At 47.7% G+C, this 26,960-nt stretch carries 22 protein-coding genes; 10 read left to right on the top strand and 12 right to left on the bottom strand.

All coding sequences use genetic code 11. From position 1 onward, the window contains the following. Nucleotides 1-87: 87 nt before the first annotated feature. Both AMD24_RS02190 and AMD24_RS02185 read right to left on the bottom strand, forming a co-directional pair. Entirely contained in the window at nt 88-483 is a 396-nt protein-coding gene (locus tag AMD24_RS02190; RefSeq protein ID WP_062100474.1) for a DUF1844 domain-containing protein, read from the bottom strand. An 86-nt stretch (nt 484-569) separates the two neighbouring features. Then, on the bottom strand, nt 570-3,137 hold the full coding sequence (locus tag AMD24_RS02185; protein WP_158404360.1) for a M16 family metallopeptidase: 2,568 nt from the start codon (nt 3,135-3,137) through the stop codon (nt 570-572). A 1,001-nt stretch (nt 3,138-4,138) separates the two neighbouring features. On the opposite strand from AMD24_RS02185, the gene AMD24_RS02175 reads away from it, so the two are divergent. Continuing rightward, nucleotides 4,139-4,693, top strand: a complete 555-nt coding sequence (locus AMD24_RS02175; RefSeq protein WP_158404358.1) for a L,D-transpeptidase — start codon at nt 4,139-4,141, stop codon at nt 4,691-4,693. A gap of 98 nt (nt 4,694-4,791) precedes the next feature. On the opposite strand, the gene AMD24_RS02170 is transcribed toward AMD24_RS02175, so the two are convergent. Beyond that, on the bottom strand, nt 4,792-6,078 hold the full coding sequence (locus AMD24_RS02170; protein ID WP_062100470.1) for an argininosuccinate synthase: 1,287 nt from the start codon (nt 6,076-6,078) through the stop codon (nt 4,792-4,794). A 179-nt stretch (nt 6,079-6,257) separates the two neighbouring features. Between AMD24_RS02170 and dnaG the strand changes: the two genes are divergently transcribed. Further along, entirely contained in the window at nt 6,258-8,078 is a 1,821-nt protein-coding gene (gene dnaG / locus AMD24_RS02165) for a DNA primase (RefSeq protein WP_062100469.1), read from the top strand. Nucleotides 8,079-8,581: 503 nt separating this feature from the next. After that, entirely contained in the window at nt 8,582-10,234 is a 1,653-nt protein-coding gene (rpoD, locus tag AMD24_RS02160) for an RNA polymerase sigma factor RpoD (protein ID WP_320408889.1), read from the top strand. Nucleotides 10,235-10,441: 207 nt separating this feature from the next. Here the strand turns inward: rpoD and AMD24_RS02155 are convergent, their stop codons facing one another. Beyond that, nucleotides 10,442-11,686, bottom strand: coding sequence for an ABC transporter substrate-binding protein (locus AMD24_RS02155; protein WP_082383013.1), 1,245 nt, complete (start codon nt 11,684-11,686; stop codon nt 10,442-10,444). A 226-nt stretch (nt 11,687-11,912) separates the two neighbouring features. After that, entirely contained in the window at nt 11,913-12,740 is an 828-nt protein-coding gene (locus AMD24_RS02150) for an MBL fold metallo-hydrolase (protein ID WP_082383012.1), read from the bottom strand. Nucleotides 12,741-13,187: 447 nt separating this feature from the next. Between AMD24_RS02150 and AMD24_RS02145 the strand changes: the two genes are divergently transcribed. Next, nucleotides 13,188-14,264, top strand: coding sequence for a 3-deoxy-7-phosphoheptulonate synthase (locus tag AMD24_RS02145; RefSeq protein ID WP_269464967.1), 1,077 nt, complete (start codon nt 13,188-13,190; stop codon nt 14,262-14,264). Between the two features lie 83 nt (nt 14,265-14,347). Here the strand turns inward: AMD24_RS02145 and AMD24_RS02140 are convergent, their stop codons facing one another. Then, nucleotides 14,348-14,977, bottom strand: coding sequence for a 5-formyltetrahydrofolate cyclo-ligase (locus AMD24_RS02140; RefSeq protein WP_062100466.1), 630 nt, complete (start codon nt 14,975-14,977; stop codon nt 14,348-14,350). A gap of 165 nt (nt 14,978-15,142) precedes the next feature. On the opposite strand from AMD24_RS02140, the gene AMD24_RS02135 reads away from it, so the two are divergent. Then, nucleotides 15,143-16,009 (top strand): MBL fold metallo-hydrolase, encoded by an 867-nt coding sequence (locus AMD24_RS02135; RefSeq protein ID WP_062100465.1) that lies wholly within the window; start codon nt 15,143-15,145, stop codon nt 16,007-16,009. A 12-nt stretch (nt 16,010-16,021) separates the two neighbouring features. On the opposite strand, the gene AMD24_RS02130 is transcribed toward AMD24_RS02135, so the two are convergent. From AMD24_RS02130 to truA, 6 genes are all read right to left on the bottom strand, one after another. Beyond that, complete coding sequence (locus AMD24_RS02130; RefSeq protein ID WP_062100464.1) at nt 16,022-17,713, bottom strand: YidC/Oxa1 family insertase periplasmic-domain containing protein; 1,692 nt, start codon at nt 17,711-17,713, stop codon at nt 16,022-16,024. Continuing rightward, nucleotides 17,703-17,972, bottom strand: a complete 270-nt coding sequence (yidD, locus tag AMD24_RS02125) for a membrane protein insertion efficiency factor YidD (RefSeq protein WP_062100463.1) — start codon at nt 17,970-17,972, stop codon at nt 17,703-17,705. The genes AMD24_RS02130 and yidD overlap by 11 nt, the downstream gene beginning before the upstream one ends. Continuing rightward, nucleotides 17,969-18,292 carry a ribonuclease P protein component gene (gene rnpA, locus AMD24_RS04340; protein ID WP_235503206.1) on the bottom strand — a complete coding sequence of 108 codons (324 nt, stop codon included), beginning with the start codon at nt 18,290-18,292 and terminating at the stop codon, nt 17,969-17,971. Before rnpA ends, yidD begins: the two co-directional genes overlap by 4 nt. A gap of 88 nt (nt 18,293-18,380) precedes the next feature. Continuing rightward, the gene (rpmH, locus tag AMD24_RS02115) at nt 18,381-18,554 is read right to left on the bottom strand and encodes a 50S ribosomal protein L34 (protein WP_062100462.1); all 174 of its coding nucleotides are present in this window, start codon (nt 18,552-18,554) and stop codon (nt 18,381-18,383) included. A 567-nt stretch (nt 18,555-19,121) separates the two neighbouring features. Beyond that, on the bottom strand, nt 19,122-19,769 hold the full coding sequence (locus AMD24_RS04405) for a peptidoglycan recognition protein family protein (protein WP_158404355.1): 648 nt from the start codon (nt 19,767-19,769) through the stop codon (nt 19,122-19,124). Nucleotides 19,770-20,428: 659 nt separating this feature from the next. Continuing rightward, nucleotides 20,429-21,331: a tRNA pseudouridine(38-40) synthase TruA gene (gene truA / locus AMD24_RS02105; RefSeq protein ID WP_158404353.1), complete on the bottom strand. Its 903-nt coding sequence runs from the start codon at nt 21,329-21,331 to the stop codon at nt 20,429-20,431. A gap of 228 nt (nt 21,332-21,559) precedes the next feature. Here truA and rpsN point away from each other — a divergent pair, with 228 nt between their 5' ends. The 5 genes from rpsN to AMD24_RS02070 all read left to right on the top strand — a co-directional run bounded on the left by rpsN (nt 21,560) and on the right by AMD24_RS02070 (nt 26,902). Then, on the top strand, nt 21,560-21,829 hold the full coding sequence (rpsN, locus tag AMD24_RS02100) for a 30S ribosomal protein S14 (RefSeq protein WP_062100858.1): 270 nt from the start codon (nt 21,560-21,562) through the stop codon (nt 21,827-21,829). A gap of 172 nt (nt 21,830-22,001) precedes the next feature. After that, nucleotides 22,002-23,369, top strand: coding sequence for a hemolysin family protein (locus tag AMD24_RS02095; RefSeq protein WP_082383009.1), 1,368 nt, complete (start codon nt 22,002-22,004; stop codon nt 23,367-23,369). A gap of 201 nt (nt 23,370-23,570) precedes the next feature. Continuing rightward, nucleotides 23,571-24,818 carry a threonine synthase gene (gene thrC / locus AMD24_RS02090; RefSeq protein WP_062100459.1) on the top strand — a complete coding sequence of 416 codons (1,248 nt, stop codon included), beginning with the start codon at nt 23,571-23,573 and terminating at the stop codon, nt 24,816-24,818. 49 nt (nt 24,819-24,867) lie between these two features. Continuing rightward, entirely contained in the window at nt 24,868-25,143 is a 276-nt protein-coding gene (locus AMD24_RS02085) for a MoaD/ThiS family protein (RefSeq protein ID WP_062100458.1), read from the top strand. Between the two features lie 592 nt (nt 25,144-25,735). After that, nucleotides 25,736-26,902, top strand: coding sequence for a pyridoxal phosphate-dependent aminotransferase (locus tag AMD24_RS02070; protein ID WP_062100455.1), 1,167 nt, complete (start codon nt 25,736-25,738; stop codon nt 26,900-26,902). Nucleotides 26,903-26,960 lie beyond the last annotated feature (58 nt).

Here is a 26,960-nt window from a genome sequence, read left to right as displayed (position 1 = left end):
TGCCAATAAAAGGGGCGAAAGCCGCATTTTCCTACCTCAACACAACAATATACAGGGGAAAGTGGGGTGCACAGAAGGGGGGAGGGGTTAACTGCCATAACTCTTCGAGAATTTTTTCTTCTTTTCCTCAATCTCCTGGGCGCCACTCCTCTCATCACTTGCTTGAGAGAAAGAGAGAGATGACATCGCGCTTGACTCAACGGTAGGTTTGGCGGAGACCGCCCGAATATAGGCAAAACGAACTTCAGAAAGAGTCACATTGAGGACTTCAGACTCCTCCAGATTGAGATTTCCACTGGTTTTTTCCTGTAGCATTTCCAATTGATCAATAAACAGACGTGCCGCTTCGAAATTCTGCACCACTTTCCCTGTGGAGGGGTTTGGAATCTTTCCCAGGAAGAGGAGAACCTGTTGGGCTTGTATCTTTACAAACTCAACGAAACGCTGACTAGAGGTAGGAGGGTTAGGTGTGGCTGCTTTCATTTCAATTTATTAGAGGCCAGAAGCACAAGGGCTTCTGGAGTCAAATATAGAGCCCACGGAAACTGGGAGAAGATCCATAGAGCACGTCAGGGGCGTTGGCGAACGACAGCTTCCACGTAGCCAGGCGCTCCCAGATACTTTCTCGCAACTCTTTGGACTTCCTCTACTGTCACTGCTTGAATCTCGGCGGCACGTCTACGATAATGATCGAAACCTAGGCCCAAGAGCTCGTTTGTCGCACATAGAGAGGCAAAAGAAAAGACATTCTGCGATCGAATAGACTCAAACCCAAGAAGTTTTTTCTTGGCGCGATCTAGCTCAGCTGTTGTCAAGCCCCCAGTGGCCACTTTACGGATTTCCTCAGCCAATTCGTTCCGAGCCTGTTCAACCTTGTTTGGATCTGTCCCTAGGTAATACACAAAGAGTCCTGGTGCAATCCCAATCATTTGGTTGGCGCCCACGTAGTAGGCCAGTGCACTTTTTTCACGAATACGCTCAAAAAAGCGAGAGCTGAGATCATTACTTGCCTCCTGCAAGAGTTCCATTGCAGGGCGATCTATGTTGGCGACATCTACTCCATGGTATCCAAACATGATTACTGCTTGTTGTTTTGGAGAGAATTTTTCAACAGGAACTTTTGAAGAAAGCGGTTTAATTGAGGGAGGATACACTGCTGCCAATCGTCCAGATGGTAATCTTCCAAAAATTTTCTCCACTATCGGAAGCACTAACTTAGCTTTTATATCTCCAAATATTGCTAGCACTCCATTGTGAGCTACAAGGACTTCCTCCTTAAACCTTTGCAGATCGGCGGAAGTGAGACCAGAAACTGTTTTTTCGGTGCCTAACATGGGCATTCCATAAGGGTGGTTTCCAAAAAGCGTATGACGCGTGAGATTACGCGCTATGGAGGTGATACGATCACTGCTAGATTGAATAGCTGCAATTTGGGTAGATTTCTCCAGCTCTACTTCCTGCTTTGGAAAATTTGCGTGCCCTATGACGTCAGAGAGAACGCTTAACCCGCGCTCTAAGTGGGGGGACATCATTTCAACACTGATAGTGATAAAATTGTCTCCAGAGTTGCTATCGATAGCCCCTCCCAGGGATTCTACCTCATCAGCAATTTCCAGAGCGCTCCGCGTCTTTGTCCCTTTCAGTAGAGTAGAAGCAAGTAAAGGAGAAATCCCGTTGCATTGAGCATCTTCCAGGAGCACTCCGCCACGGAAGGCTGCAACGGCTATAGCAAGAGGTAAACGCCTATCCTCGCCGATTAACACGCGGAGACCATTTGCCAAGGTAAACTTTCTCACCGAATGTTGCAGGGACTTTGAGACCACCTTCACATTTGCTTCCGCTTGAGCCGTCCCTTTAGGATTTAGCTCAGTGATACTAAGAGTATCTGGTCGTAGGTATTTGCGTGCTACTGCACGTACATTAGATGCAGTTACCTTTTGTATAGCATTAAGATAGTCATAACTGAAGTTAAGATTATGTGTAGTCAACCAGCTAGAACCCAGTTGAGCAGCTCGACCATGTGTATCCATCAGATTTTGGAGCTCTAAGGAGAGAAATACCATTTTTGCCTTATGCAGCTCCCGCTCCTTTACCTCCCTCGAACGTATCCTTTCCACAACAGCCAGAATAGAAGACTCAACCTGCTTACGCTTATCTGGGTTACAAACTGCCGTGATGCCAAACATTCCATTGTCACGCCAGGTATAAACGTGCGAGGTTATGGTGTGTACAAGATGCTGTCTCTCCCGTAGTTCGCAGTTTAGAATCGAGCTGCTCCCTGTACCTAGGACAGTTGCTAGTACATCAAGGGTAGGTGTATCTGAATCCGTTAACCCAGCAGTTCTCCATGAAAATCCGACTCGACTCAGTTCGGTAGGAAACTCTTCGGCTACAAATCGTTTCCCGACTTGCGGTGGTTCTACCGGATATGTAACGGGTTCCAGTGGTCTGCGGGGGAAAGATTGAAAGAATGAGGTGAGTTGCTCTCGAATCTTTGCAGCATCAATGTCGCCCACTACAACAAAAGTTAGGTTATTGGGTACATAGCGTTGCTTGTAATATTCCAAGACATCCTTCCGCTCTAACTGGTTATAGATATCCAAATATCCGATAATTGGATGGCAATAAGGACTTTGAGAAAAAACGGTGTGTGCAATCAGCTGCCAATTTGCGCGGTCTGGGTCGTCAGATCCCATTGCAAACTCTCGCCGGATGACCTCCTGCTCCTTAGCATATTCCTCCTCCGGAATAGTCGAATTCATCATTGCGTCGGCAAGGATGGAAACCGCTTCATAAGTACCTGCAGAAGGAACATCAATCCAAAAAACCGTGCGATCATACCAAGTATAGGCATTAATGTATCCTCCTAGGTCCTGCACCTGCCGAGCAATATCTCCTACTCTCCTCGTAGTGGTGCCTTTGAACAGCATGTGTTCCAGGATATGTGAGAGACCTGCTCCCATCCACTTCCCTTCAGTAACGCTGCCGGTGGCACAAAACACCTGTATACTCGCTACAGGGACATTATGGTCCTCGTCCGTAATAAGAGTCATCCCATTAGGGAAAGTATAGACGCAGGCTTGTGGAGAGGGGAGAGTCGGAGGGGTTGGCGTAGCGATGGAACTTGTGGTAGTCATAAGGAGAAGGACACTCTTCCTGCAAAAGAGAGGAAAAAGCCTGTGCGGGAAACCAAAAGTAGGTGGGATGCAGGACATATGTGCACTGGATCTGCTCTATTGTTTAGAAATTTGGTGTTCTTTTCAGGGGAAGAGCCATTCCCTAATGTCCTCGGAAACGCAGTTGACCGGATCTTTTAAATCTGCGCTGTGTCGGCCAGCGCATTCCGAAATTCTCAGCAGAAACACAATCCCCCGGTCATAACAGGGTCTCATCTCCACAGCTACGCCCCAACCGCTCGGTCAGAGAGTTAGTTACGTGAAACCGTTAGCCATACCTACAGCGAGAGCCTAGCCTCTCCCACCCCTTTCTCACAAGTAAATAAGCTTTTAAGAGGAAGGAAGCTCCTCCCCTCCATACCAGAGTACTCCTCCCCTATGCGAAATCGAGCGACTACGGGGACGATTTATCTCCGTCGACTATCCCCACCTAGAAAATTTCTCCCCCACACTAGACTACTTAGTTTCGCCTCTATCTCCCCAATTTTGGGAATTTTCTCTCCAGGTTAGTCTCTCCAGAAGTAGGATGCTTTGTGCTTTGCTTCCTTTTTTTGGTAGCTAGGCTTTGGCTTTTGGTTCCTGGGCTCGTGTAAAGTTTTGGTAGCAGGGGATCTGTCTACCAATACTTTTCCGCTGTCACCATGGAGTCGGGTGTCTCTCTCTACATCCCCTCCGTCTTTCTTACTCGATGTGTATGGCAAGAAGCTCTCTGCATGGAAAGAGAAACCTTTCCAAGTTCAGTCTATTTTTTTGAACTTTTCCTAAGCTGGCATAACTATAACCTGTAATGGTTGTGGGCTGCTCCGGTGATGTGTGGCGCATATGGGGATTGTATCCTCTTTGCAATTTCCCTTCACCCTTACCCCCTTTTTCGTCTTGAGGCTCAAGAGAACTCCAAAGAGAACTCTATGAAAAGGTCCCTACTACGTTTTGTTACCGCCTCTGGACTGCTAGGCTTGGTTATGCCTAGCTGCATGCTCCATGATGGACGTCCCCTTTCTGTCTGCTACAGAGACAGGAAAGATTCCACCGGAGGTGAAACTGCTTCCTTTTTGGAAGCTCAAGCCTATTGGGATGGAGATAGCATAAGTGGAAGGTCAGCCATGGTTTTGGATCTCACTCAACAAATGATTTTTTATTACAAGGGAGACCAACTGGTTGGAATTGCGCCGACTTGTACGGGAAAAGAGGGTTACAGTACGCCCACAGGCACTTTTCATGTGACGCAAAAGGAAACACATCACATGTCTACTTTGTATGGAGACTTCGTAGGTGTCGATGGAAAAGTAGTAATAGCCAATATCAGTAGCCGGCATATCTCCCCCCATGGAAGCACTTTTCGTGGAGCTTCTATGCCCTTTTTCATGCGCCTGTATGGTGGTATAGGGATCCACAGTGGATTTCTTCCTGGGGTGCCAGATTCGCATGGCTGCATCCGGATTCCTAACAAAATGGCTGAAATCTTCTTCCAGAATACCCCTCTAGGGACGCCTGTTAGTATTTTTTTGCGTAAATAAACTACTCTATGAGCATGGAGCAAGCCCCCTCTATAAAACGAGGAGAGGGCCCCCCCGCGTACAAAGGAAGACTTGTAGGAGACAAGGCCCCTTTTTTCTCAGAGATGGGAGTCCTTGCCGTAGACCTTAGAAGCAATCCGCAGCCGCAACGCGTGTAGGCGGATGAACCCATCCGCATCGGATTGATTATAGGCATCGTCGGAACCACCACTCTCCATAGTGGCAATACGGGAATTATAGAGACAAAGAGCGCTCTTTCGACCTGCTGTGATGACATTGCCCTTGTAGAGCTTAAGTCGTACTGTACCAGACACGTGTGTTTGTGATTCAGTTATCAAGGCTTGGATAGCCTTCCGTTCAGGAGAAAACCAAAAGCCGTTGTATATAAGAGTGCTGTACTGAGGAATGAGGGAGTCGCGCAGATGCATGACCTCTCTATCCATGGTTAGGGACTCTATTTGGCGATGCGCGAAGTGTAAAATAGCGCCGCCTGGAGTTTCATATACGCCGCGGCTCTTCATGCCAACAAAACGGTTTTCCACCATGTCCACTCGGCCAATCCCATGCTTGCCTCCGAGCCTGTTAAGTACACGCATAACTAAGAGCGGATTGAGAGTTGTATCATTTTTCTCTTCATGCCCCATAAAAGATAGGATGTCTTGCAATCCTGAATAGGCCAAGCCAATACAATTGCCCTTTTCGAAAAGGAGCTCTAAGGTTTCTGTGTAATCAGGAGCATCCTGCGGAGAGGTGCTCAAGCGAAACATGTTCCTATTACTGTCTGCCGAAGCATCAATCCAGGGGTCTTCCAAGATACCTCCTTCATAGCTGATATGCAACAAGTTGCGATCAGTAGAATACGGTCTTTCTAAAGAGACCGTCACCGGAATTTCCTCTCGCTTTGCATAGGCGATTAGCTCTGCTCTCCCAGGGAATTGATTGCGAAAACGTTCATCCCGCCACGGAGCGATGACCTTCAGATTAGGTGCCAACGCTGCAACTGCGAGTTCAAAACGAACCTGGTCATTCCCTTTTCCTGTGGCCCCATGGGCGACGGCTTGCGCTTTCTCCCTAAGCGCGATTTCCACCATACGCTTAGCAATAAGCGGCCGTGCAATGCTGGTTCCTAAAAAGTATTGCCATTCATACAGGGCACCTGCCTGCACAACCGGGAAGATGTAGTCCCTTGCAAACTCTAGCCGTAAATCCTCCACGTAGCACTTGCTTGCTCCAGTCTGTGTGGCCTTCTCCACCAGTCCTTTTAACTCCTCCTCTTGTCCTATGTCCGCACAAAAAGCAATCACCTCAGCACAGTAAACCTGCTTTAGCCACTTGAGAATAATAGACGTGTCTAGACCACCTGAGTAGGCCACTATAATCTTCATCGTTTGTTTTGCTCGCACATAACCGAACCGCTCTAAAAACTTAACTCACCTTAGCGGGAATCCTCTCTAAAGTAAAGCAAAGTAGCAAGGTTTTTAGCAAGGTTTTTACTAGTTGTCGTTAATTCTAGCAGGATGCTCTACAATCCCGTAGAGTTATTCCCCCGGAGGGGATAACTCGAATGTCTTCCTTTCCATATGCTCGCTTTATGGGATTAATTTCCGAAGAAACCGTTCGCCAAGTAGCAGCTGCCAGTGACATTGTGGAGGTAATAGGCTCCTACTTTCCACTAAAGCGTTCTGGGAGCTCCTGGCGGGCCCTATGTCCATTTCATAAGGAGAAGAACCCTTCCTTCTACGTTAATCCTACTTACAGGACATTTCGCTGCTTCGGCTGCGGAATAAGCGGTACCGTTGTTCGGTTTATCATGAACTACGAACAAATTGACTTTCCTACTGCTGTGCAGCAGCTTGCAAAAAGGGCGGGAATCCCTATTTTAGAACTCAAGAGGAGTAAGTACTTCCAAAGCGAACGCACACGTCTCCTACTGCTGCATGCTGAAGCTGCCCGTTGGTTTCATGCTAAATTGCTTGACAAGCACCCAGAATCCGCTCAGGCGTGCCAGTACCTAAAGTTTCGCGGTTTCTCTAAAGAGGTAGTACTCAGATGGAAAGTTGGTTATGCTCCCGCCTCTTGGAATACTTTTTCAGAATGGGCCATTTCTCAGGGATTTTCATACCAGGAGCTGCTCCATTCTGGGCTTGTTGCTCAAGGAAAGAGATCCTCTGGCCTTTACGATCGTTTTAGGGGAAGAGTAATGTTTCCCATCCACAATGGTTTAGGAGAAGTAATCGCTTTTAGCGGACGCATCGTGGGAAAAGCTTTTTCTGAGAATAAGTATTTGAATTCTCCAGAAACGCCCCTCTTCTCTAAGGGACGAATTCTCTTTGGGATTGACAAAGCCAAGCATGCTCTGATCGAATCCGGCGAGGCTGTCGTATGCGAAGGACAAATCGACCTCATTTCTTGCTTTGAAGCAGGTGTCCGTAACGTTGTTTCCCCGCAAGGTGTTGCGTTCACCCAAGATCAAGCACGTCTCCTTAAGCGTTATGTAGAGCGGGTATTGCTCTGCTTCGACGCTGATTGCGCTGGGGAACAAGCTATTGAGCGTTCCCTCCCAGTCCTTTTCTCCCATGAGTTATCTGTCAAAATTGTCCGCATCCCATCGGGAGAAGATCTTGATTCTACTATCCGGCAAATAGGCCCAACAGCTTTTCGAGATTTACTTGCTCAAGCTCCTGATTACTTTGATTTCGCTATTGATCAAGCTACTAGGAATGGGTCTTTGTCCAATCCCACAAGTCAAATTACTCTGGTTCGTAAATTTGCTTCCCTGCTCGCCTGGGTTGAAACTCTGGCTTTACGCGAAGCGTTCTCCACGAAGATTGCATCTCGCCTTGGGGTTTCCCCGCAAGCTTTTGCACAGCTCCTTGCCAAAAATATTCACTGTCGGTATCTTCCAAATGAAGAAGTTAGCTCTTTTCCCGCTTTGCTTTCCTTAGAAGAAGGGCCGAAACTACTCTGCCGCCTTGCGCTTTTTTCACTGGAGGTGCAAAGGTGGCTCTCGAAACAAACCTGCCCCTCCGTCCAACAGCTCTTCCCCAACACCCCTCTTTTGGAGAAAATTCTAGCCAGTAAAGTTGTATTAGATGATCCATTGTCGTTCGGAGCCTTCTTGGAGTCTCTCAATCCTATCGAGGCAAATACGGTTTTAGCGTGGGACTTACGTAAGGAAATGCCAAGCGCCCTCCTTGCAACTGCCATAGACTGCTGGTGGGGGATGAGACGTCACCATCTAAAGGCAAGACAGGAATCTGCACGGATCAAGTTAAAAAGTGTCCTTCCTAACAGCGAGGAACACCGCGTCGCACAGAAAGAATTCCTTGACCTCCAGCAGCAACTACAAGATATTTCGCCACCTTTTCCAGTGCGCAACCTGTAATAGAAAAAGGCTACTGGGATTGAAGACTACCTCTAAACTTTAGAGCGACAGTAGAGAACAAAACACCTGAGTTGCATACCACAGCAGACCAACCTTCACTAAGTGCCTCTGCAGAGCATAGGCCGCCCGCTTCTAGAGGCACAAAGACCCACCGCCAGACTAGAGTTGGGACGTACACCAAAGCAGCTGGGAAAGACAGGAGTGAGCAGCTTGCCACGATAAGCGGAGCACCTAAGACCTCACTAACACCCCCAGCCCGGCCTAGTTTCCGTAAGTTTCCTCGCTTTGTCAAAGGAGCAACAGCTACTAAGGGAAGTAAGACCTTTACCGAGCCTTCCTCTCCCGCGGCAAAAAAGTCTTCTCAGGGAAAACACCCTGCTAAACAAGCCGTACAAGTTACCCAGCCCGTCAGAAGCTCTGCTAAAAAGCGTCTACGCTCCGAAAACAAAAACAGCCCGCCCGGCAATGGTAGTCCACTTTCTATTTCACTTTACCCTACTGAGGTGAGTGGTATCCAAGAACAGCAAAAGCTCCTTCAGGAAAAAGTGCGTGAGCTGATTAAGCTTGCTAAGGAACAAGGATATGTCACTTACGAGGACCTCGATGAAGCTCTTCCCAAGGCGGCAGTTCATGACCCAGAGAATCTTGAATCCGTTATTGGACAGTTGCGTGCTGTGGAGATTGATATCATCGAATCTTCTGAAGTGGATCGCATTAAGGACAAAAAAGATCCAGATGAAGAAGAGGAAAAGGATGAAAAACAGGACAATAAGCTTGATATTCTTGACGATCCAGTGCGCATGTATCTCAAACAAATGGGACAAGTGCCCTTGCTCACACGTGAACAAGAGGTAGAAATCTCCAAACGCATTGAGGAGGCCGAGATGAGGGTGCAAAGTATTCTGTATCGCTTCGGCTTTACTGCAAAAGCCCATCTGGATCTTGCTCAAAAATTGATGGAGTCCAGAGAACGCTTTGATCGCGTCATTCTAGACAAGAAGATTGAGAGCCGAGAGCGTTATATGAAGGTACTGCCAAGACTGTGCCAACAGGTCTACAAACAAGCTGAATTGGTTTCCGACATCTATCAGTCTAAGATTTCTGGGCACAGCCACCCAGCTCCGCAAGATTGGAGGGACTTCGAGAGAAACTTGGTCCTTCTTAGGAGATTATACCCGAAATTTTATTTTAAGCAGAAAGTTGTAGAAGATTTTGTTAGCCTTGCCGACGAAACTCATCACGCGCTTTCCTGTCTTCATCATGGTGAAGTCACAGGCGCGAAGCATCATGGTAATGGCAACAACACCTCTGAGCATCGGAGACGTATCCGACAGCTTGAGGAAATGGAGAACTGCTTCTGGCTGAACCCAGAAGAATTTGCCGTGCAGTACGATGAGCTGAAACAATGGCATCGGAGAGCGTTAGTGGCAAAAACGGAAATGGTGGAAGCTAACCTCCGTCTAGTAATTTCCATTGCTAAGAAATACACGAACCGCGGCCTCTCCTTTCTTGATCTCATTCAGGAAGGAAACATGGGGTTAATGAAAGCAGTAGAAAAATTCGAGTACCGACGCGGCTACAAATTTTCTACCTACGCCACCTGGTGGATCCGGCAGGCTATTACGCGTTCAATTGCTGATCAAGCTCGTACGATCCGTATTCCGGTACATATGATTGAGACGATTAACAAACTCATTCGTGTGCAAAAACAGCTTGTTCAGGAGTATGGGCGTGAGCCCACTCCTGAAGAAGTTGCTGAAGAAATTCAGCTCCCAGTTGAACGTGTACGGGCCGTCCTTAAAATGTCCCAGCAGCCTATTTCTTTACAATCCCCGGTGGGGGATAGTGAAGATACTAGTTTCGGCGATTTTATTGAAGATAAGAGAGCCGAAAACCCTGCCGACATGGCTGCGATTGTTCTACTCAAGGATAAAATTAAGGATGTGTTATCAACACTGACCGAGCGTGAGCGGCAAGTCCTTGAGCAAAGGTTCGGGCTGACGGATGGGTATAGCCGCACCCTGGAAGAGGTGGGACGCCAGTTCAACGTGACGCGCGAACGGATCCGCCAAATTGAAGCGAAATCCCTGCGTAAGATGCGCCATCCCACTAGAAAGCGTCAGCTGGAGGGCTTTTTCGAGGCACAGGATCTCTGATTCGGAAAACAAGAAAAGAATATCTTAAATCCTCTAAAGAAAAAGAAAACACTGATACATGTGGTCGGCTCTTCTAGCCTATCCGTCGTTTCTCTGTGCAGAGAATTTGCCTCTTAGGATTGTAGCCAGAGCATCTCGCTTCCACATCAATTCTCCTTGCAGAGAAAGCTAAAGCGGTTTTTTTCCAGAAACGACTAACAGGTTTTCCTATTCAGGTGTAACTTTCTGAAGGAATCGAAACTTTCCGTTCCGGATACGCAAAAGCACCAGGGGCTTCCTGGAGTCTCGACTTTCTTCAAAAGTAATCTGACCACTGATTCCTTTGTAACCACGGGTTTCTGAAAGTGCATTACGAACAGCTCGGCGGAACTTTTGCAGTTCTGAAACGTCATGAAGGTTAAGATTTTGTGGATCGATCTTTGCACGCTCTATGGCATCGGCTAGGAGCATCAATGTATCGAAGGCTGTTGCAGTAAATGCCATAGGTCTTTCTCCCTTGCCATGTTTTCTCTGGTAGTTTTGAACGAAGGCCTGTACCCTCGGGTCAGGGTCCTCGGCGGAGAAGGCGCTTACGAAAACTGCTCCCTCAGCGGACTCCTTAGCCACCCTTATAAGGTCGGTGGAATCCCAACCATCTGCCCCAAACACATCGAGTTTTAGCTCCAAAAGTTGTGCCTGTTTCATACTGGTAGCACAATCGGTATAGTATCCTGGAAGAAAAAGACAGTCAGCTCCCGACTCCTTGACAGTGGTAAGCTGTGCCTGAAAGTCCTTATCGCCGCCATTATAGGCCAGGTCTGCTACGATGCAACCACCTAGAACAACGAACTGTTTTTGAAAGCTGTCTGCTATGGTCGTGCTACTATCTCTGCTGACATCCACCAGGATTGCCGCATGAATTTTCCCTATAGAACGCATGTATTCTGCTATTACTTGTCCTTGTTGGCTATCACTGTAACTTGCACGGAAGACAAAATCTTTGCCTTGCGTGATCCTGTCATTAGAGGCAGCGTTGGCAATTAAAGGGACCCCATAGCGCTGGGCAATAGGAGCGGCCTCCAATGTACGCCCTGAGGCTACCTCCCCAATGAGAGCCACTACACGGTCTCTGCTAATGAGTTCTCGAACGATGGCTGAAGTTTCTCCGGCCCTGGATTGATTGTCTCGCACGATAAGTTTTATTGGGTATCGCAATGGGATCCCCCCACTTTTTCCGCCTATTAAAATTCCGCCTTGAGCATTTATCCTATCATTTGCCATCTGAATTCCAATCATGGCGTCTTGACCAAAGCAGGCTTCTGTCCCACTAAGGGACTGGAAGACTCCAATGCAAATAGATTCTTGGAATTCTTTGCCGTATTCTCTCGTCACTTTTTTCTGGCAAGACTGCAAAAAAAACGCGCAGATGGTGATCCAAAGGGATGGCGAGAAAGGGAATGCTGGGTGCCTCATAGAATGGAGAAACAGGGAGAACACTCACCCCTGCTATACCCTTCGTTGTCCGAGGGTGGCTTCTTTTATTGCCCTAAGGAAAGAGGGGCCATGTGGTGCGTTGCGCTTTCTCTCCCTTTAAGTATCATTGGCTGTTCGGTAGCATGCCATAAGTCACGTCTATGTGTTGAAATATGTGCAACTTGTTATCTGCCAAACGATTACGATTTAACTGACGACTGGCTGCCTAGTATTCAGGAACTTCCAAAGGAAAAAACGGATTGGAAGCCTTTTCCTCTCCAACAGAGGTTAGAGGGCCGTGTCCAGGACACAGAAGTGTATGCTCGGGAAGGGAAAAGATGCTTAATACGCAGGTTTGTAAAGCTTTCTGATAGGAAAAACTAGGCATCCCTATGGAGCCAGCGAGAAGCGCATCCCCCACAAAAGCGGCTGAATATTTTTGGTTATGGACGACATAGGTAATCCCTGATGGCGAATGCCCACAGGTTCGTCGTGCCTCTATTACAAAACCACCCATCAAGAATGTTTGTCCAGGCTGCAAAAGTTGCGTCCCTGGTAATTCCTCGGCAATCCACGCAGCAGCACCGGTTTTTTCTACAATGCGATCCAAATCGAAAACATGGTCGCCATGGGAATGGGTCAAGAAGAGAAATTTTAACTGCAGCTGGTATTTAGTTAGACAGTTGAGCAGTCCCGAAGCATCTGATCCGGTATCGAATGCAGCCGCAGAGTGGGCTGTGGTATCCCATATTAGGTACGAATTAACCAATGTGCCTACAAAGTCCGTCTGAAATCGACGCCACTCTTTTGGTGGGCAGGAGATGCGGGGGTGATACTCATTGCGACGAATGGATAACAACCGTTTCGGATGAAGATGCAAGACCGTAGCAACGAGCTGCAAACTTAACTCGTCTCCTTCGCCACTTAACAAAGCGTTGACGTGTTCCAAAGGCAGTTGGGCTTTCTTTGCTACTTCTGCCGGGGAAAGTTCTAGGCCACGCATAGCCTTACACAAAATATCACTAGAAGAGTCCTCAAGAGGCTCTGTAGGCATAGACCGAACACCACTATGATAAATTTTGATGAATATCAAACTTGAGCATGCTCCTAGGATAAAAAGGCTCGAAGCACACTCGACGGGAAAGTAAGTACATTGGATGAAGCCGTTCAACAACCATTGCTCTTGCAGTCAGCGATTCAATCCACAGTTTGTTCTATTAACAATTGTTTCTATCCAAGCAACTTCCCTTCCCTCCTTGTTGGAAAGGCGCTAGCTTCTCTAGGGAGATGTAGAGGTGGATAGGGTGTTGCAATTTTCAGCTTTTGCGTCTTCCCACAACCGGCACCATCAAGTAGACGACATCTACATTTTTTCTCATTCTTTTTCTATACGGGTTTCCATGTTTTCCTAATTGCGTTCCCTGTTTCTATATATCATACATAGTCCACCACTGTTAAATTCATTAACAAACTAGAAGAAATAGAGTACCATATCCCTTGATTGAAATCTGACGCATCATCTTTGCACTCCCCGCTGGGATCTTCCCCGGTAGAGAACTCGCGCGTTAAGGATCTAACGCGTCTTGTCGCTCCTGTCCAAATTAAAAAAGAGCTTCCTAGCACCTTAACCATCCAGCATCTTGTCTTAGAGAGCAGAGAAGTAGAGCGTCGTATTTTGCGAGGCAAAGATCAGCGTATAATGGTCATTGTTGGGCCTTGCTCTATTCACGACACACAAGCGGCTTTGGAGTATGCTGCCAGGTTGGCTAAGTTAAAACACAGAGTGGCGGAGCGTTTTCATATCATCATGCGCGTCTACTTCGAAAAGCCACGCACGACCGTCGGCTGGAAAGGGTTTATTAATGATCCTTATCTCAACGATTCGTGCGACTTAGCGCGTGGTATCGCTTTAGCTCGCAAGCTTCTTATCGATATCCTAGAGCTCGGGTTACCAACAGGAACTGAATTTCTAGACCCTATTATTCCCCAGTATATTGGTGACTTGATTTCTTGGTCTGCCATCGGAGCACGGACAACAGAGTCACAGACCCATCGCGAATTAGCTAGCGGTCTTTCTATGCCCGTTGGTTTTAAGAATAGCACTGACGGTAGCATTCAAACAGCCATTGATGCCATGCGTTCTGCCCGCATCCCACACAGCTTTTTAGGGATGGATCAGAATGGTCGTACTAGTATCATCAAAACGACTGGCAACCCAGATAGTCATATCGTCCTTCGTGGTGGTCGAGAGGGATCTAATTACGAGCCACACCAAACTGCTGCTGCGGTCGAACTACTGCGTAAGGCCGGCCTTCCTCTTGCAATTATGGTGGATTGCAGCCATAGCAATTCGGGTAAAGACCCACATCGTCAGCCTTTAGTTTGGGAGAATGTTCTAGAGCAGCGAGCAGCTGGAAGAAGAGATATTATAGGCATGATGTTGGAGAGCAATCTACGCTCTGGAAGCCAGGCTCTCCCGCAGGACCTTTCTCAACTTCAGTACGGAGTTTCCATCACTGATTCCTGTATGGATTGGGAAACTACCGAACGCTTACTTCTTACCAAAGATCCAACCTAGTTAAATCCTAAGAAACCATCGCCTAGCGTGTCGCTTCGGTTAGATTTTCTGTAAGCCTGAAAAATGATTCGTTGGAGCCTTCCTCAAAATGTCTGGGGATTTAGGGGGGAGGTAATTTCGACTAACCCTTTTTCTGTCAGTAACGCGCCAACCGGAAGATCATGCCTTTCCCTAGGGACATACTCTACCACCTGCGCAGCGTAGCATACGCCTATGACTTTTCCGACACAATCCGGACGTGAGAGGATTCTGTCATAATGCCCCCCGCCTCGCCCAAGCCTTCCCCCCCTTAGATCAAAAGCTAACCCAGGGACTAGGATAAGGTCAATTTTTCCTAGAGGGAAGGTTCTCTTCGAGTTGGGCTCTAGGATTCCTAATGGGCCTAATTTTAGGTCCCTACGGGAGTAGATTGCTACTGGTTTATAGTGTGAATTTAGCCTTTTAAGGCAAAAAATGTCCCTTTCCCGAAAGTCTGCTGGTAAAAGATTTGGTTCGGAGATAGTAGGAGCAAATGCTAGTATGGAGCGGGAGGTGTTCCACACTGGAGAAGCACAAAGAATGTTGCGCATATTTTCCGATCGCAGTAGGAAAGCAGAATGACTCGTTTGAGTCAGAATCACCCTCGCAAAAGCTCTCAGTTCCGCTTTTTGCCTATGGAGAAGGGCTATGTCTTTTTCAAGAGAGCATGCCCTACACGCAAGTTCTTCTGGCATTCTTCTCAATTAGCTGGATAACTTCCCTCTGAGATGAGGAGGCTGGCAAGTGGGGCAAAGCATTAGTAGTATTTCAAGAAGTCTTAACTGAAAGATTTATGGAGATAGGAAGCGATCAGCAAGGAAGTGTTACCCTGCCCTATTTCTATTTAAAATCGCACTAGCATGCAGTTAGCAGAGGGACGGCGCAAGAGGAGTTTTCTAGGGGATATTCTTATCCCTTCTTTGCTTGAACGCCGCCGGGGGCTGCGGAGAAGAGTTATCCATTTTCCAGCTTTAATTGGGAACCAGATCTGTATAACCTGGGCCGGTCACGCTTCTTTTTTGATTCAAACGCTCGAGCATAGTATCCTAATTGACCCTAATTGGGCAAAGTGGCTAAAGATCATTAAACGCGTACGGTATCCTGGTTTTGAGCTCCATGACCTGCCCTTTATCGATTTAGTACTGGTAACGCACGCTCACTTTGACCATTTGGATCGCAAGACTTTACGAGCCATCGCCGCTGACCAATCAATTATTGTTCCCATTAATGTTGGCAACTTGGTCCATGGATTGGGATTTCAAAAAATCCAGGAGTTAAGAACGTGGCAGTCCTACAAGCATGGTTTGTTACAGATCACCTTGACGCCTGCTGCCCACTGGGGGGCGCGTGTGCTGCATGATACCCATCGAGGCTTTGGAGGATTTTTGATCGAGTATAGAGGACGTACCATTTTCCACTGTGGCGACAGCGCTTACTTTGATGGTTTTAAGAAAATTGCACAGCGACGCCCCATTGATGTGGCGCTTTTGCCTATCGGCGCATACGACCCTCCACTACAGAGAGATGTGCACATGAATCCAGAAGAGGCGTTACAGGCTTTCCAAGAGTTAGGGGCTCAGATCTTCATCCCCATGCACTATGGTACTTTCCGACTTAGCTATGAGCCTTTAGATGAACCTCTTATGCGCTTGCTGAAGCAGGCAACCAGGATCGGCTTGGCTACCCAAATTCACGTCTTGCTGGAAGGCCAGCCCACTGTTTTTTAGGACAGGATTATACTACTTACCAAAATGTTCCTTCTTCCGTGTTATCGCCACCTTCCTTTCAAGCTGAGGCAACGGACTATTCCTAGTCAGATAGAGCTGGACTATGGAGAAAACGTTCTGAGTAGTCCAATAAAGCGCTAGCCCACTGGCGTAGTTGTAACAAAATGCAAGGAAAATAAGTGGCATAAAGTAGAAGATCTTCTGTTGCAGCACATCGCCACTCTTTGGAGAGATAGCCATTTGCCATATCATTGTACCTGCCATCAGAATAGGCAACAGATTGATCGGAAATCCTAGCAAATGCAACACAGTGTCTGGTTGAGAAAGATCACGAATCCAAAGGAATGAGCTATTTCGCAATTCAATAGAAGTACCCAGCATAGTGTAAAACCCGAAGAAAATTGGAATTTGTACCAACATAGGAAGACAACCGCCAAAAGGATTTACGCCGTATTCACGGTACAGTTTCATCATTTCCTCATTCGTCTTTTGGGAATCGTCCTTATATTTTTCTCGTAATTCGGTGACCTTGGGTGCAAGCAGAGACATCTGCCGCATAGCTCGTGTAGCCCTGTTCTGCAAAGGCCAAAGGCCTAGTTTTATTAACAATGTTAGCGCAATAATAGCCCACGCATAGTTTCCGAACACACCGTAGAACCAGTTCATTATCCAGAGCAACCGCTCGCTGACAAATCCGAATAGACCGTATTGCAAGATACCTTCTTGTCCATCACCCATGACCTGCAGGCGGTTCAATTCCTTAGGGCCAGAGTAGATAGTGAAGGATTGCACCCTGGTCTTTCCAGATGCCAACCGAAATCCGGGTAGCTCTATCCTTCCCTCAATTCCATATGACTGCGAATCACCACGCAAGGGTATCCGACTCGCCCACACACCGTCTCCTGATGAATCAGACACCATAAGAAAAGTACAAAAGTACTGGTTGCTCACGGAAGCCCACTTAACGGAGGGAACTCTACGCTGGTAGAGCTTAGCAGGCGTACGCCTTTCGATCCCGAGAAGCGGAATTTTGGAGCCATCGAACCAGTCTACATTAATGGAAGTTAATCTACCGCCATTTGACCAACTGAGTTGGGTATAACTCGGGAGATCGCTGGAATGAATGGGAGCCGCATTCCCAACGCTAATCCAATAGGATGGCCAGTAGATATCGGAAGAAGTGGGATTGCAAAAGGAAACCTCAAGCCGGATTCTGTATTGATTGGATCGGTCTTTATCGGGAAGAAGAAAAAAACGCTTAGTGATTTGTATACCGTTTTCAGAGGCTTTAGTAAAAGTTACAGAGTGCGTGGCCCTATCAGTTGTCATTGCAAACCCCTCCATGAGGGTGGTAGGGGTTACCCAGAGGGCCCCGATAGGGAGTCTAGAATCACTACTGAGCAAAATTGGCGTACGATCATCTCCTAAGTGCTTTTGGACGACAATTTTGGAAATCCCTCCAAAAAAGCCGGTAAACCAATAATCTGCTGTAGAATTACGTAGCATAGCAGTCTCGGAGATAATCGGTAAGGGAGAAGGGGGGAGGCGTGGAGAAGATGGGACTGAAAAGGAGGGGGCAGAAGTTGCCTGGGAAGGACTTTTCGAGTAGTCTTGTCCGGGAGCAAAGTTCTTAAGATAGAACCACTCCCAGGCAATTAGACCGGTAATGGACAAAATAAGCCCGATCCAAGATTTACGGTCCATGCAATTTGGAGACGGAAGCCCTGGAACGGAATCGTGGAACGGGATCGTAACCCCATCCGCCCCAAGGATGGCATTTGCAAATACGAGAGAGTGTTAATACCGACCCACGTAAAAGCCCGTGCACTTGGATAGCTTCTGTTGCATACCGGGAGCAAGTAGGCTCAAACCGGCACCCACAGCCAGGCCCCACAAGAATATGGAGGCAGGGAGAAACAAGAAAGCGGTACCCCTTCAATGGGAGCAAAAGAAGTTTTCTCACGGGGAAGAAGGTAAAATCAAAAGCTTACGTGCAAGAAATAAACATTCCCTTTCCAGTTCAGGAAATGCAATTGCACCGGCTCCGGACTGTGCTGTCACTACCATCCAATGGCAAGAGGAACCTTGCAAGAGGAACTTACGAAAAATCTCCCTCAGCCTACGCCGGAGGCGGTTTCGCACCACCGCACCCCCAACCTTCCTAGATACTACTAATCCGACCCGCAAACCACCGTGACACGTATCCCCCCACCCACTGCTCTCCGTCACTAGGTACGAGATGCACAAGAAGGAAGAACGAATCGTTCTACCAAATTTCGTCACTCTACGGAAGTCCTTAGAGGAAGTTAACCGTACAACCTTTGGCCGACTATGGCCGTCAGCAACTGGTTCTAAAATCCGACTCTCCACCTTAGGCTTTAGTATGCCGTTGGTAGGGAACTTCAGCTCCTTTTGGCAGCAGGCGTTTGCGTCCACGTTGACGCCGACTGCTTAAAATGGACCGGCCTGCCTTTGTTTTCATGTGTGCCCGAAAACCAAACTGCCGCTTGCGCGCGCGTTTGGATGGTTGATAAGTACGTTTCATGAAAAAAGGAAATCGATGGGTAGCAGCGTGAAGACATTCTCACCTAGTGTCAACTTGGAAATCCCTTGGGTAAAAGAGAGATTTTTTAAGGAAACTTGTACTATTTCGGACATGAATTCAGATGGGGCAACATCTACTTGCAGAGACCATACGGGAAGAGCATGTTAACTCTGTCTGGAAGAAGGAGAGAACGGTAGGGACCAAGTGGGGCACAGAGCCTGGCCGGATAAAATAGCCCAAACCCTCCTACATTGTTTAGCCAACTCAATTAATACCTCCTCTCTCCTCCATTTCTCACTAATGCTGAGAAGCTACAATGCTGGTCACTCTATGGCGCGAAAAGAGAATTGGACACGCACCGTATAAATTATTCCTTCCCACCTTCTTCTTTCCCCCAGTAGAGTCCGCGCTGCACCGGTATGCCTTTAGGGCCAGGCAATCTGCAACCACTCCATTCTAGAAAATCCCCCTGATGTGCCTACCTTCCCTGGTCCTACTCCAACACCTTGAGCGATAAACTAGTGGCATGTCCAGCAAGCCCACTTTGCCTCCACATTGCAAAAGCCTTCACCTACTTGGAAATTTCCTATGCAGCCAGTGCAGAGAAAATCTCCGACCAGGACAGTCCGTGGGCCTGGAATTAACCTCCAGATGCCCAAGCACCATGACCCGGCGTCTCCTGGGGTGTCCAACAACACGAGCCTGCAAGCAAGAAGTAAGCTCCTTGCAAGCAGCCAATTGCTGCGGAGTTGGGGCATGTCTATTAAAGTCTCCTACCAGGCAAACCCCTATAGCAATATTATTCAAGTAGTCGCTTGCTACATGCCCACCATTGATCTGCTTCCTCCAGCGATTGCCCACCTCAATTTCTCCATTTCTAGAGAGCCTACCGTTGCCTATAACAAAGTGGTAGGCAAGTCCATTCTTCATCCGGCGCACTCGCCGATGATAAGCATCAAAAGCACGAGCGTTACCTCTCCGAGTTCCGCTATTGTGAATGATGATATACTTCCACCGGCCTCTCCTTACAGGTGCCCGATCAATAGCTCGGCGCACAGTTGGCGTTAAATATCGACGCTCCTTTCCGGAGCTCCTGGCACTTCCGGCAACTACAGGCTTCTGCTGAAAGATAGATTCGACAGTATGAGTAGTCGCGACCGTGGTACAAAGGCCATCTTTCTTCAAAGCTGATCGAATTCTAGGTCGAGGAGACACTCTAGGAGAAGCTGGTTGAGCTCTTAGCGCCTTCTCGGAAGAATCTGCTGGCCATCCAGCAGCTAAAACACTCCCCTTACGGAAATTTGGGCAAGGCTGTGTCGCCACTGCAGGCAGAGCAGTTAGTGGTAAAGGAACGTAAGCTGGGCCGCCTTTCCTGATTGTGAGAAAGAGCTCCTTCCTTTTTTGTTCGCTTAGGACCACCGGAGAGGACGCCGAAGGGACGCCCTGTCTAAAACTGGATGAAGCGTTCCCAGTCAGAAGAACTACCGCACCCAGGACAGGCACAAAAGACCCCACGAGCCTCCGAAAGCGAGAGGGCTGTCTTCTTAACTGGGGCGAGCAGTCTTTCATATCCTTAATTTCCTGTCGGGAAGAGCGACCTCTACGGGAAGTGGGCTGCCTCTCGTAAGGACACCTATGCAGAGACCAGAACCAACTGGGTTTGCAATCAATCATATAAACGCTCTGGCCATCGGTGGTATTTCCAATCTACTACCTCCCTTGTATGGGGGGACATACTAAACTGTCTCGAAAAGACTCACAACTAGGCAACCTTATATCTAGAAACTCTAGAAACTCGCAGCCGGATCTCCCCGCATTTTCAGAGAGAAGGCGGACCGACAGAGCGCAGGAGAAGCTAGGTCAGATACAATCTTTCAGCATTTCGGTTTCCTTCCATAAAGGACTCGGACAAGGTATAGCCCTTGTGCTGGAGCTATGCATAGACTTTTCCTTCTTTTCACCGAAGAACCTAGCAGTAGCCTAGAAACCCAACCAATATCCTCTTTTTTCTGTCCAAGCCGTACGAGAGTCCCAGTGAGTACACGAATCATTTTGTAGAGAAATCCCTCTCCCTCAAAGGTCAGCCGAACTTCCCCCCCAGAACAACGGCTAATTTGCACGGTGCGCAGTGTACGTACAGTATTGTCTGTGTTGTTGCTTCCATTAACCGCGAAGGATACAAAATTGTGTCGACCCTCGAAGAGGGTTACATTAGAACGTAATGCCCCGAAATCAAGAAAGTTGGGTACATGCCAAACACGGCCACGCTCTAGGGGGGGGAGCACTTCCGAGTTCCAAATACGGTATCGATAGATCTTGCCAATGGAAGCAAAGCGCGCATGAAAGCTGGAAGCAGTCTGTAACACTTTCAAAATCCGAACTGCCCCCGGAAGATTGGCATTTAGCGCCCGACGCCAGTCAGAAAGATCCATCCGCCCATCCGGTATATCTGCGTGAGCGCATTGTGCCAAGGCATGTACGCCAGCATCTGTTCTACTAGCTCCGTGAACGATAACACGCCTGCCAACGATCTTGAAAAACGCCCTTTCGACAACACCCTGGACCGTGTCCCCTTTTAGTTGGCTTTGCCATCCAAGAAACGGCGCTCCATCGTAACTGATAATTAACCTTAACCGCATAACAAGTGGGAGGATTACGTAGCCAGCTTTACAAAAGCATTTGGGCCTGCCACTCGCTCCATAGCAGACTTGCAGTCCCAGTTTTCCCGCTCCGTGCAAAGCCTGTCTGGCAGCAACGGTCGCCCATCGCTTACCCAAAATGAAGCGATCCCTAAGCGACGGCTTCAGCTGCCTAACTACCCTGCAGGGAGTCTATCATCCATACCAAAATTGGCAAGGGGAAGATACCTGTGTGGGAGCGCCAACGCACCTTCCCAAAATCTACTCTGAGCACCTCTTATTAGAATGCTTTTGCATGAAATCTTACCCTATGAAAATTTCCTTGCAAGGAAGAGAAAGCTTCTTTATATGGTGCCAGAATTAATTATGGCGAAGAAATCATGGCTTGAGCGAGACAAGCGCAAACTCAGAACGGTCCGGAAGTATTCTGCCTTGCGAGCCGAGCTTAAGGCCAAAAAGGACTATGTATCTTTGGCTCAGCTTCCCCGCGATGCTAGTCCGACTCGGTTGGTAAATCGATGTCAGATCACGGGCCGACGCCGTGCCTTTATTCGTAGATTTCGGCTATCTCGCATCACCTTTCGTGAGCTTGCCTCTGCTGGCCTTATTCCGGGGGTCACGAGGTCTAGTTGGTAGTGCGACTCCTGTTCATCACGAAACACCTCTGGGAGTATTGCGTGCTCTACTTGGATGTTTAGGTGTTCTCCAGAGCGCTGCCCCCCAAGGAAGTTCTCAAGAAGAACCTTCTGACCGGCTACAGCCGCCTCCTATTTTCTGTTAGACTCTCCTTCACCACCTCAATGCCCTCATGAATCCACCAGCTATTGCCCACCTACTTTCAGCGGATTCCACGGGAAGGACTGTCACAGAATGGGAGTTTCCGGATCTTATCTTTTTCAAGTTCTGTGCAATTTTCCTCCTTGTCCTTATAAACAGTTTCTTTGTCGCCTCAGAATTTGCCATCGTTAAGGTACGTTCCACACAGTTGGAAACCCTACTGGAAGGGGGCAATCGTGCAGCTCGAGAGGCAAAAAAGATCACCTCTAGCCTGGATGCTTACCTCTCTGCCACTCAATTGGGAATTACCATTGCAAGCCTAGCACTAGGTTGGATCGGTGAGCCATTTCTAGCCAGCATAATCGCCCCGCTCATTTACAAAGCAGGCATTCAAACGCCAGCAATGGTTCACAGTGCTTCAACTTTTTTTGGGCTCCTTACGGTTACTGTAGTACATATCGTCCTAGGAGAAATGACTCCCAAGTCTCTAGCTATTTGTAAAGCCTTGCCTATTACACTTTTTGTTAGTCGTCCTCTCCAATGGTTTTACTGGCTTTTTCGCCCTTTCATCCAACTACTAAACTGGCTATCCAACGCACTTCTGCGACATATTTTGCATATCCAACCTGCTAAAGGCTCCGAACTTGTCCACAGTGAGGAAGAGCTGCGCATGATTCTCTCTGAGAGTGAAAAATCCGAGGAGGTCACCTCTATGGGGAGGGAATTCCTCATTAACGTACTAGACCTGCGTAGGCGCGTGGTCAGGGACATCATGACACCCCGTGGGGACGTGGTCTACCTCGATGTCGAAGAGCCTTTCAATCAGGAAATACGTCGAGCCATCACTTCACGACACACTCGCCTTCCCCTTTGCCGCGGGCATCTAGACAACTCCTTTGGCCTTGTTCACATTAAGGACCTGCTTGCTTCGGTGTACGAGAATAAAACGGACTGGATGGCAATTCGTAGGGATCTTCTCCATGTCTCGGAAATAATGGGGCTAGAAAAACTTCTCCGCCTTTTTCTTAACAAACATGCACATCTGGCTGTCGCTGTGGATGAATATGGTGGTGCTGTAGGTATTGTCACTCTCGATAATGTCCTAGAAGAGATTGTTGGTTCCATCCAGGACGAATTTGATACTGGAAAAAAAGAATTTCAGAAAATCAGCGAACAAGAATTCACAGTAGACGGGATCCTTGCCCTTTACGAGCTCGCAGAAATGGCCAACCTTAACTTTGGAACCTCAGAGGTAAGTACCATCGGAGGATACATTACATCCGTACTTGGCCATATTCCTTTCAAAGGAGAAAATATCCGTATTGGTAACTACCTAGCCACAGTTATCGCTACAGATGGACGGCGTGTCTTGCGCATCCATTTCAAGAAGCTCCAATAGCCCAGTAATGTGTGAGTAATCTGATTCTCATTCCTTGCAGGAGTCAGTGAAAGTGGCTTGCTACTTTGATTGCCTTGCAATAGATTCCCCCTGGGCTTTCTTTCTTGTGCCAGAAGAAAGTCCGCCTGCTACTTACTGCTAGTCTTAAGCGGTGTGAACGGTATAGCTAGTTTTAGTGCAGATTGTGGATACGCAACATCTATGAAGCCAAACGGGAAGCCTTACTTTAAAAACCTCAAGTGCCGTGAGTGTGGCCGCCTCTATCCAAAAGAAGCGATACATGTCTGTGAGTTTGATTTTGGACCACTGGAGGTCGTCTATGACTATCAGGCGATCGGAGGAACTCTTAGTCATTCTCTCATTGAGAGTCGGCCACATTCTATGTGGCGTTACAAAGAGCTTCTTCCTATTGAAGGAGAGCCAACAGTTGGTATACAGGTAGGGTTTACACCATTGATCCGCGCTGTTCGATTAGCTGAATTCCTTGGTGTCAAGGAACTTTGGATTAAGAACGATAGTGTTAATTATCCAACTCTTTCCTTTAAGGATCGTGTAGTATCCGTAGCACTCTCCCGTGCTAAAGAACTTGGGTTCCAGGTGATTGCTTGTGCTTCAACAGGAAATCTCGCAAATTCAGTAGCTGCTCATGCTGCCGCAGCCGGCATGCAAAGCTATGTCTTTATTCCTCATAACCTGGAGCGGGGTAAAGTGCTTGCTTCCCTCGTCTACGGAACTCAAGTCGTCGGCATCCGAGGTTCATATGATCTCGTGAATCGGCTCTGTCTAGAAATCGTCGGAAAGTATGGATGGGGGTTTGTTAACGTTAATCTCCGCCCTTATTATGCTGAAGGCTCCAAGACGATAGGCTTTGAAATTCTAGAACAGCTCGGGTGGCGAATCCCTGACCACACAGTAGTTTGTATGGCTAGCGGCTCTTTACTTACTAAGGTCTATAAAGCATACCAAGAGGCTGCTCTCGTTGGACTGGTCAAGGAAGCGCCATTTTCTATCCACGGCGCACAGGCCACGGGTTGTTCTCCCATCAGTACAGCCTTTAGACAGAATACCGATACCGTTAGACCGGTTGCTCATCCTCAAACCATTGCAAAGTCCCTGGCTATTGGCACTCCGGCTGACGGCTACTACGCCATCCACGCCATGTGGAAGACCAGAGGGGGCTGCGAGGATGTCACTGATGAAGAAATCGTCCAGGGTATACAGTTTCTTGCAGAATACGAGGGCATCTTTGCTGAACCTGCAGGAGGTGTTACCATCGCTTGTACCAAGAAACTCATTGAAAACGGCAGCATTTTTCGCAATAGCACAATTGTCCTTTGCATCACTGGGAATGGACTGAAAACTCAGGAAGCTCTCGATGGAAAATCTAAGACGTTTCATGTCATCGACCCCTCTATCTCCGCGTTCGATAATTGTTTTATGTCAGGCTAACTCACAAATAGTTCTTTTCTGTACGCCTTGATTTTTGCAGTCTTCTCCTATGCCAATTTATATCCGTATCCCCACTCCGCTTCGTAAACTAACTGCGGAAGCAGATGTTGTTACCATGGAGGGAACTACCATCGCTGAGATCCTCATTCGACTCGATCAGACCTATCCGGGCATTGGAGAACGCATTTGCGATAAAGAGGGAAACATTCGCCGTTTTATTAACGTTTTTGTCAATGGTGAAGATATTCGGTTCCTCCAGGAAAAGGCTACACCCGTCACAGATGGGGATGAAGTCAGTATTCTACCTGCAATCGCTGGTGGATAGATTATGGAGGACCTTTCCAACTTACTAAAGCTTCAGACTTGGCGAGGGGGTTTTTGGGGCCTTTTCTTCCCCGGAAGAAAAGGTGTGGATGTGTCCCTGGGCCGGGTGTCTCCTCATACCCCTTTTAGGAGGGAGATATCGGAAAATCCGTCGCGGCCTAGCGCGGTGCTTATGCACCTGCACCCTAATGAGGGGAGTCTCTCCTCGTTCCCTTGAACAGAGGAGCATTCGCTTGTGGTCTCTCACCCTGGGCGGTGGGAAAAGGACATGGAGGTCTGCCTTTCAGAACTGAAAGGCATGTCTGGAGAGGGATTCTTCTTGAGGTGGTTGATCTGGTCTGCAGTGATATCACTTTGGCTCTTTCCCAGAAGAGGTTTCTGAAAGGCGCCGCCGGATTGGTAACTTCTTATCTCCCCTTCCCATTGGATAATGCGTCCGTTACTGGTATTTTGGTCCTAATTGATTTTTCTTGTTATTTCTGGCGTAAAATACGCCTCCCGATGGGATAAAGTGGTTTATCTATATAAACATGCGGCTAGTGTTTTCCTCCTGTCCACCATTTGGCTCTAACTCAAAGGATTAATTTTTTTCTATGGATATCTCGTCCCGCCTTAAAGAACTAGCTCCGTCTCTCACTCTTGCTATTGATAGTAAGTCTAAAGCTATGAAAGCCTCAGGCATCGACATTTATGGTTTTGGTACCGGCGAGCCTGACTTTGACACTCCAGAGCATATTAAGGCTGCTGCTGTTTCTGCTTTGGAGGAGGGATGCACTAAGTACACCACTAGTTCTGGGCTTTTTGAGCTACGCAAGGCCATTTCCGAAAAATTTCGGCTAGACAACCATCTAGAATACAACCCTGACAGTCAGATCGTAGTTAGCAACGGTGCCAAGCAATCCTGTTATAATGCCATCATGGCTTGCATTGAAGAAGGCGATGAAGTGATCATCCCGGCCCCCTATTGGTTGAGCTATCTGGAAATGGTTCGGCTAGCAGGCGGTATACCCGTTGTGGTTCCTACCAGAGAAGAAAGCGCATGGAAACTTACTGCTTCGGAGTTTGAGAACGCTATGACGCCTAAAACAAAAATGATCATTGTAAACTCGCCGGGTAATCCATCGGGCTCTGTCTATACCGTTGAAGAATTGCATGCAATTTCTAAAGTAGCTGTGGAAGAGGGAATTTATATTCTCTCGGATGAGATCTACGAGAAACTTATTTATGACGGCGCCGAGCATGTAAGCATCGCTTCGCTGACTTCAGAAGCATACGGACTAACTATCACTGTCAACGGCTTCAGTAAAGCCTATGCTATGACCGGTTGGCGTCTCGGCTATTTGGGAGCCCCTGAACCAATAGCCTGCGCAGTTGATTCCATACAAAGTCACAGCACTTCTAATCCTTGCTCCTTTTCTCAGAGAGGAGCTATCGCTGCATTGAAGGGCAGTCAGCAATGTGTAGCTGATATGCGGGAAGAGCTTAATCTCCGTAGAAAATATGTACTAAGCCGTATTTCTAAAATCCCTCGGGTGACAACCGTTATACCTCGAGGTGCTTTTTATGTGCTTATCAACATTGGTCAACTAGGATTAGGTTCTCAAAATTTTGTAGATCGCCTGCTAAGTAAGACAAATGTCGTTGCAATTCCAGGAATTGCCTTTGGAAATGATCGAACTATCCGGATTAGCTATGCTGCCAGTATGGATATAATTAAAACAGGATTGGATCGTTTTGAGGAGTTCTGTCAGATGGTCTAAGTACTTTTCGGGATTGGCCATAAAGGAAGCTAAATAACAGGCATGATCAATCGTCGAT

It is taken from the genome of Candidatus Xiphinematobacter sp. Idaho Grape (assembly GCF_001318295.1).
Classification (GTDB): Bacteria; Verrucomicrobiota; Verrucomicrobiia; order Chthoniobacterales; family Xiphinematobacteraceae; genus Xiphinematobacter.
Note: the sequence above shows the minus strand (reverse complement) of the source record. Positions and strands in the feature narration are given on the sequence as shown.

What these genes read in the sequence shown, in the direction of transcription:
- AMD24_RS02190 (WP_062100474.1), bottom strand. Translation starts at nt 483, where the DNA reads ATGAAAGCAGCCACACCTAACCCTCCTACCTCTAGTCAGCGTTTCGTT.
- AMD24_RS02185 (WP_158404360.1), bottom strand. Translation starts at nt 3,137, where the DNA reads ATGACTACCACAAGTTCCATCGCTACGCCAACCCCTCCGACTCTCCCC.
- AMD24_RS02175 (WP_158404358.1), top strand. Translation starts at nt 4,139, where the DNA reads ATGCCTAGCTGCATGCTCCATGATGGACGTCCCCTTTCTGTCTGCTAC.
- AMD24_RS02170 (WP_062100470.1), bottom strand. Translation starts at nt 6,078, where the DNA reads ATGAAGATTATAGTGGCCTACTCAGGTGGTCTAGACACGTCTATTATT.
- dnaG (WP_062100469.1), top strand. Translation starts at nt 6,258, where the DNA reads ATGTCTTCCTTTCCATATGCTCGCTTTATGGGATTAATTTCCGAAGAA.
- AMD24_RS02155 (WP_082383013.1), bottom strand. Translation starts at nt 11,686, where the DNA reads ATGAGGCACCCAGCATTCCCTTTCTCGCCATCCCTTTGGATCACCATC.
- AMD24_RS02150 (WP_082383012.1), bottom strand. Translation starts at nt 12,740, where the DNA reads ATGCCTACAGAGCCTCTTGAGGACTCTTCTAGTGATATTTTGTGTAAG.
- AMD24_RS02140 (WP_062100466.1), bottom strand. Translation starts at nt 14,977, where the DNA reads ATGCCAGAAGAACTTGCGTGTAGGGCATGCTCTCTTGAAAAAGACATA.
- AMD24_RS02135 (WP_062100465.1), top strand. Translation starts at nt 15,143, where the DNA reads ATGCAGTTAGCAGAGGGACGGCGCAAGAGGAGTTTTCTAGGGGATATT.
- AMD24_RS02130 (WP_062100464.1), bottom strand. Translation starts at nt 17,713, where the DNA reads ATGGACCGTAAATCTTGGATCGGGCTTATTTTGTCCATTACCGGTCTA.
- rpmH (WP_062100462.1), bottom strand. Translation starts at nt 18,554, where the DNA reads ATGAAACGTACTTATCAACCATCCAAACGCGCGCGCAAGCGGCAGTTT.
- rpsN (WP_062100858.1), top strand. Translation starts at nt 21,560, where the DNA reads ATGGCGAAGAAATCATGGCTTGAGCGAGACAAGCGCAAACTCAGAACG.
- AMD24_RS02095 (WP_082383009.1), top strand. Translation starts at nt 22,002, where the DNA reads ATGAATCCACCAGCTATTGCCCACCTACTTTCAGCGGATTCCACGGGA.
- thrC (WP_062100459.1), top strand. Translation starts at nt 23,571, where the DNA reads ATGAAGCCAAACGGGAAGCCTTACTTTAAAAACCTCAAGTGCCGTGAG.
- AMD24_RS02085 (WP_062100458.1), top strand. Translation starts at nt 24,868, where the DNA reads ATGCCAATTTATATCCGTATCCCCACTCCGCTTCGTAAACTAACTGCG.
- AMD24_RS02070 (WP_062100455.1), top strand. Translation starts at nt 25,736, where the DNA reads ATGGATATCTCGTCCCGCCTTAAAGAACTAGCTCCGTCTCTCACTCTT.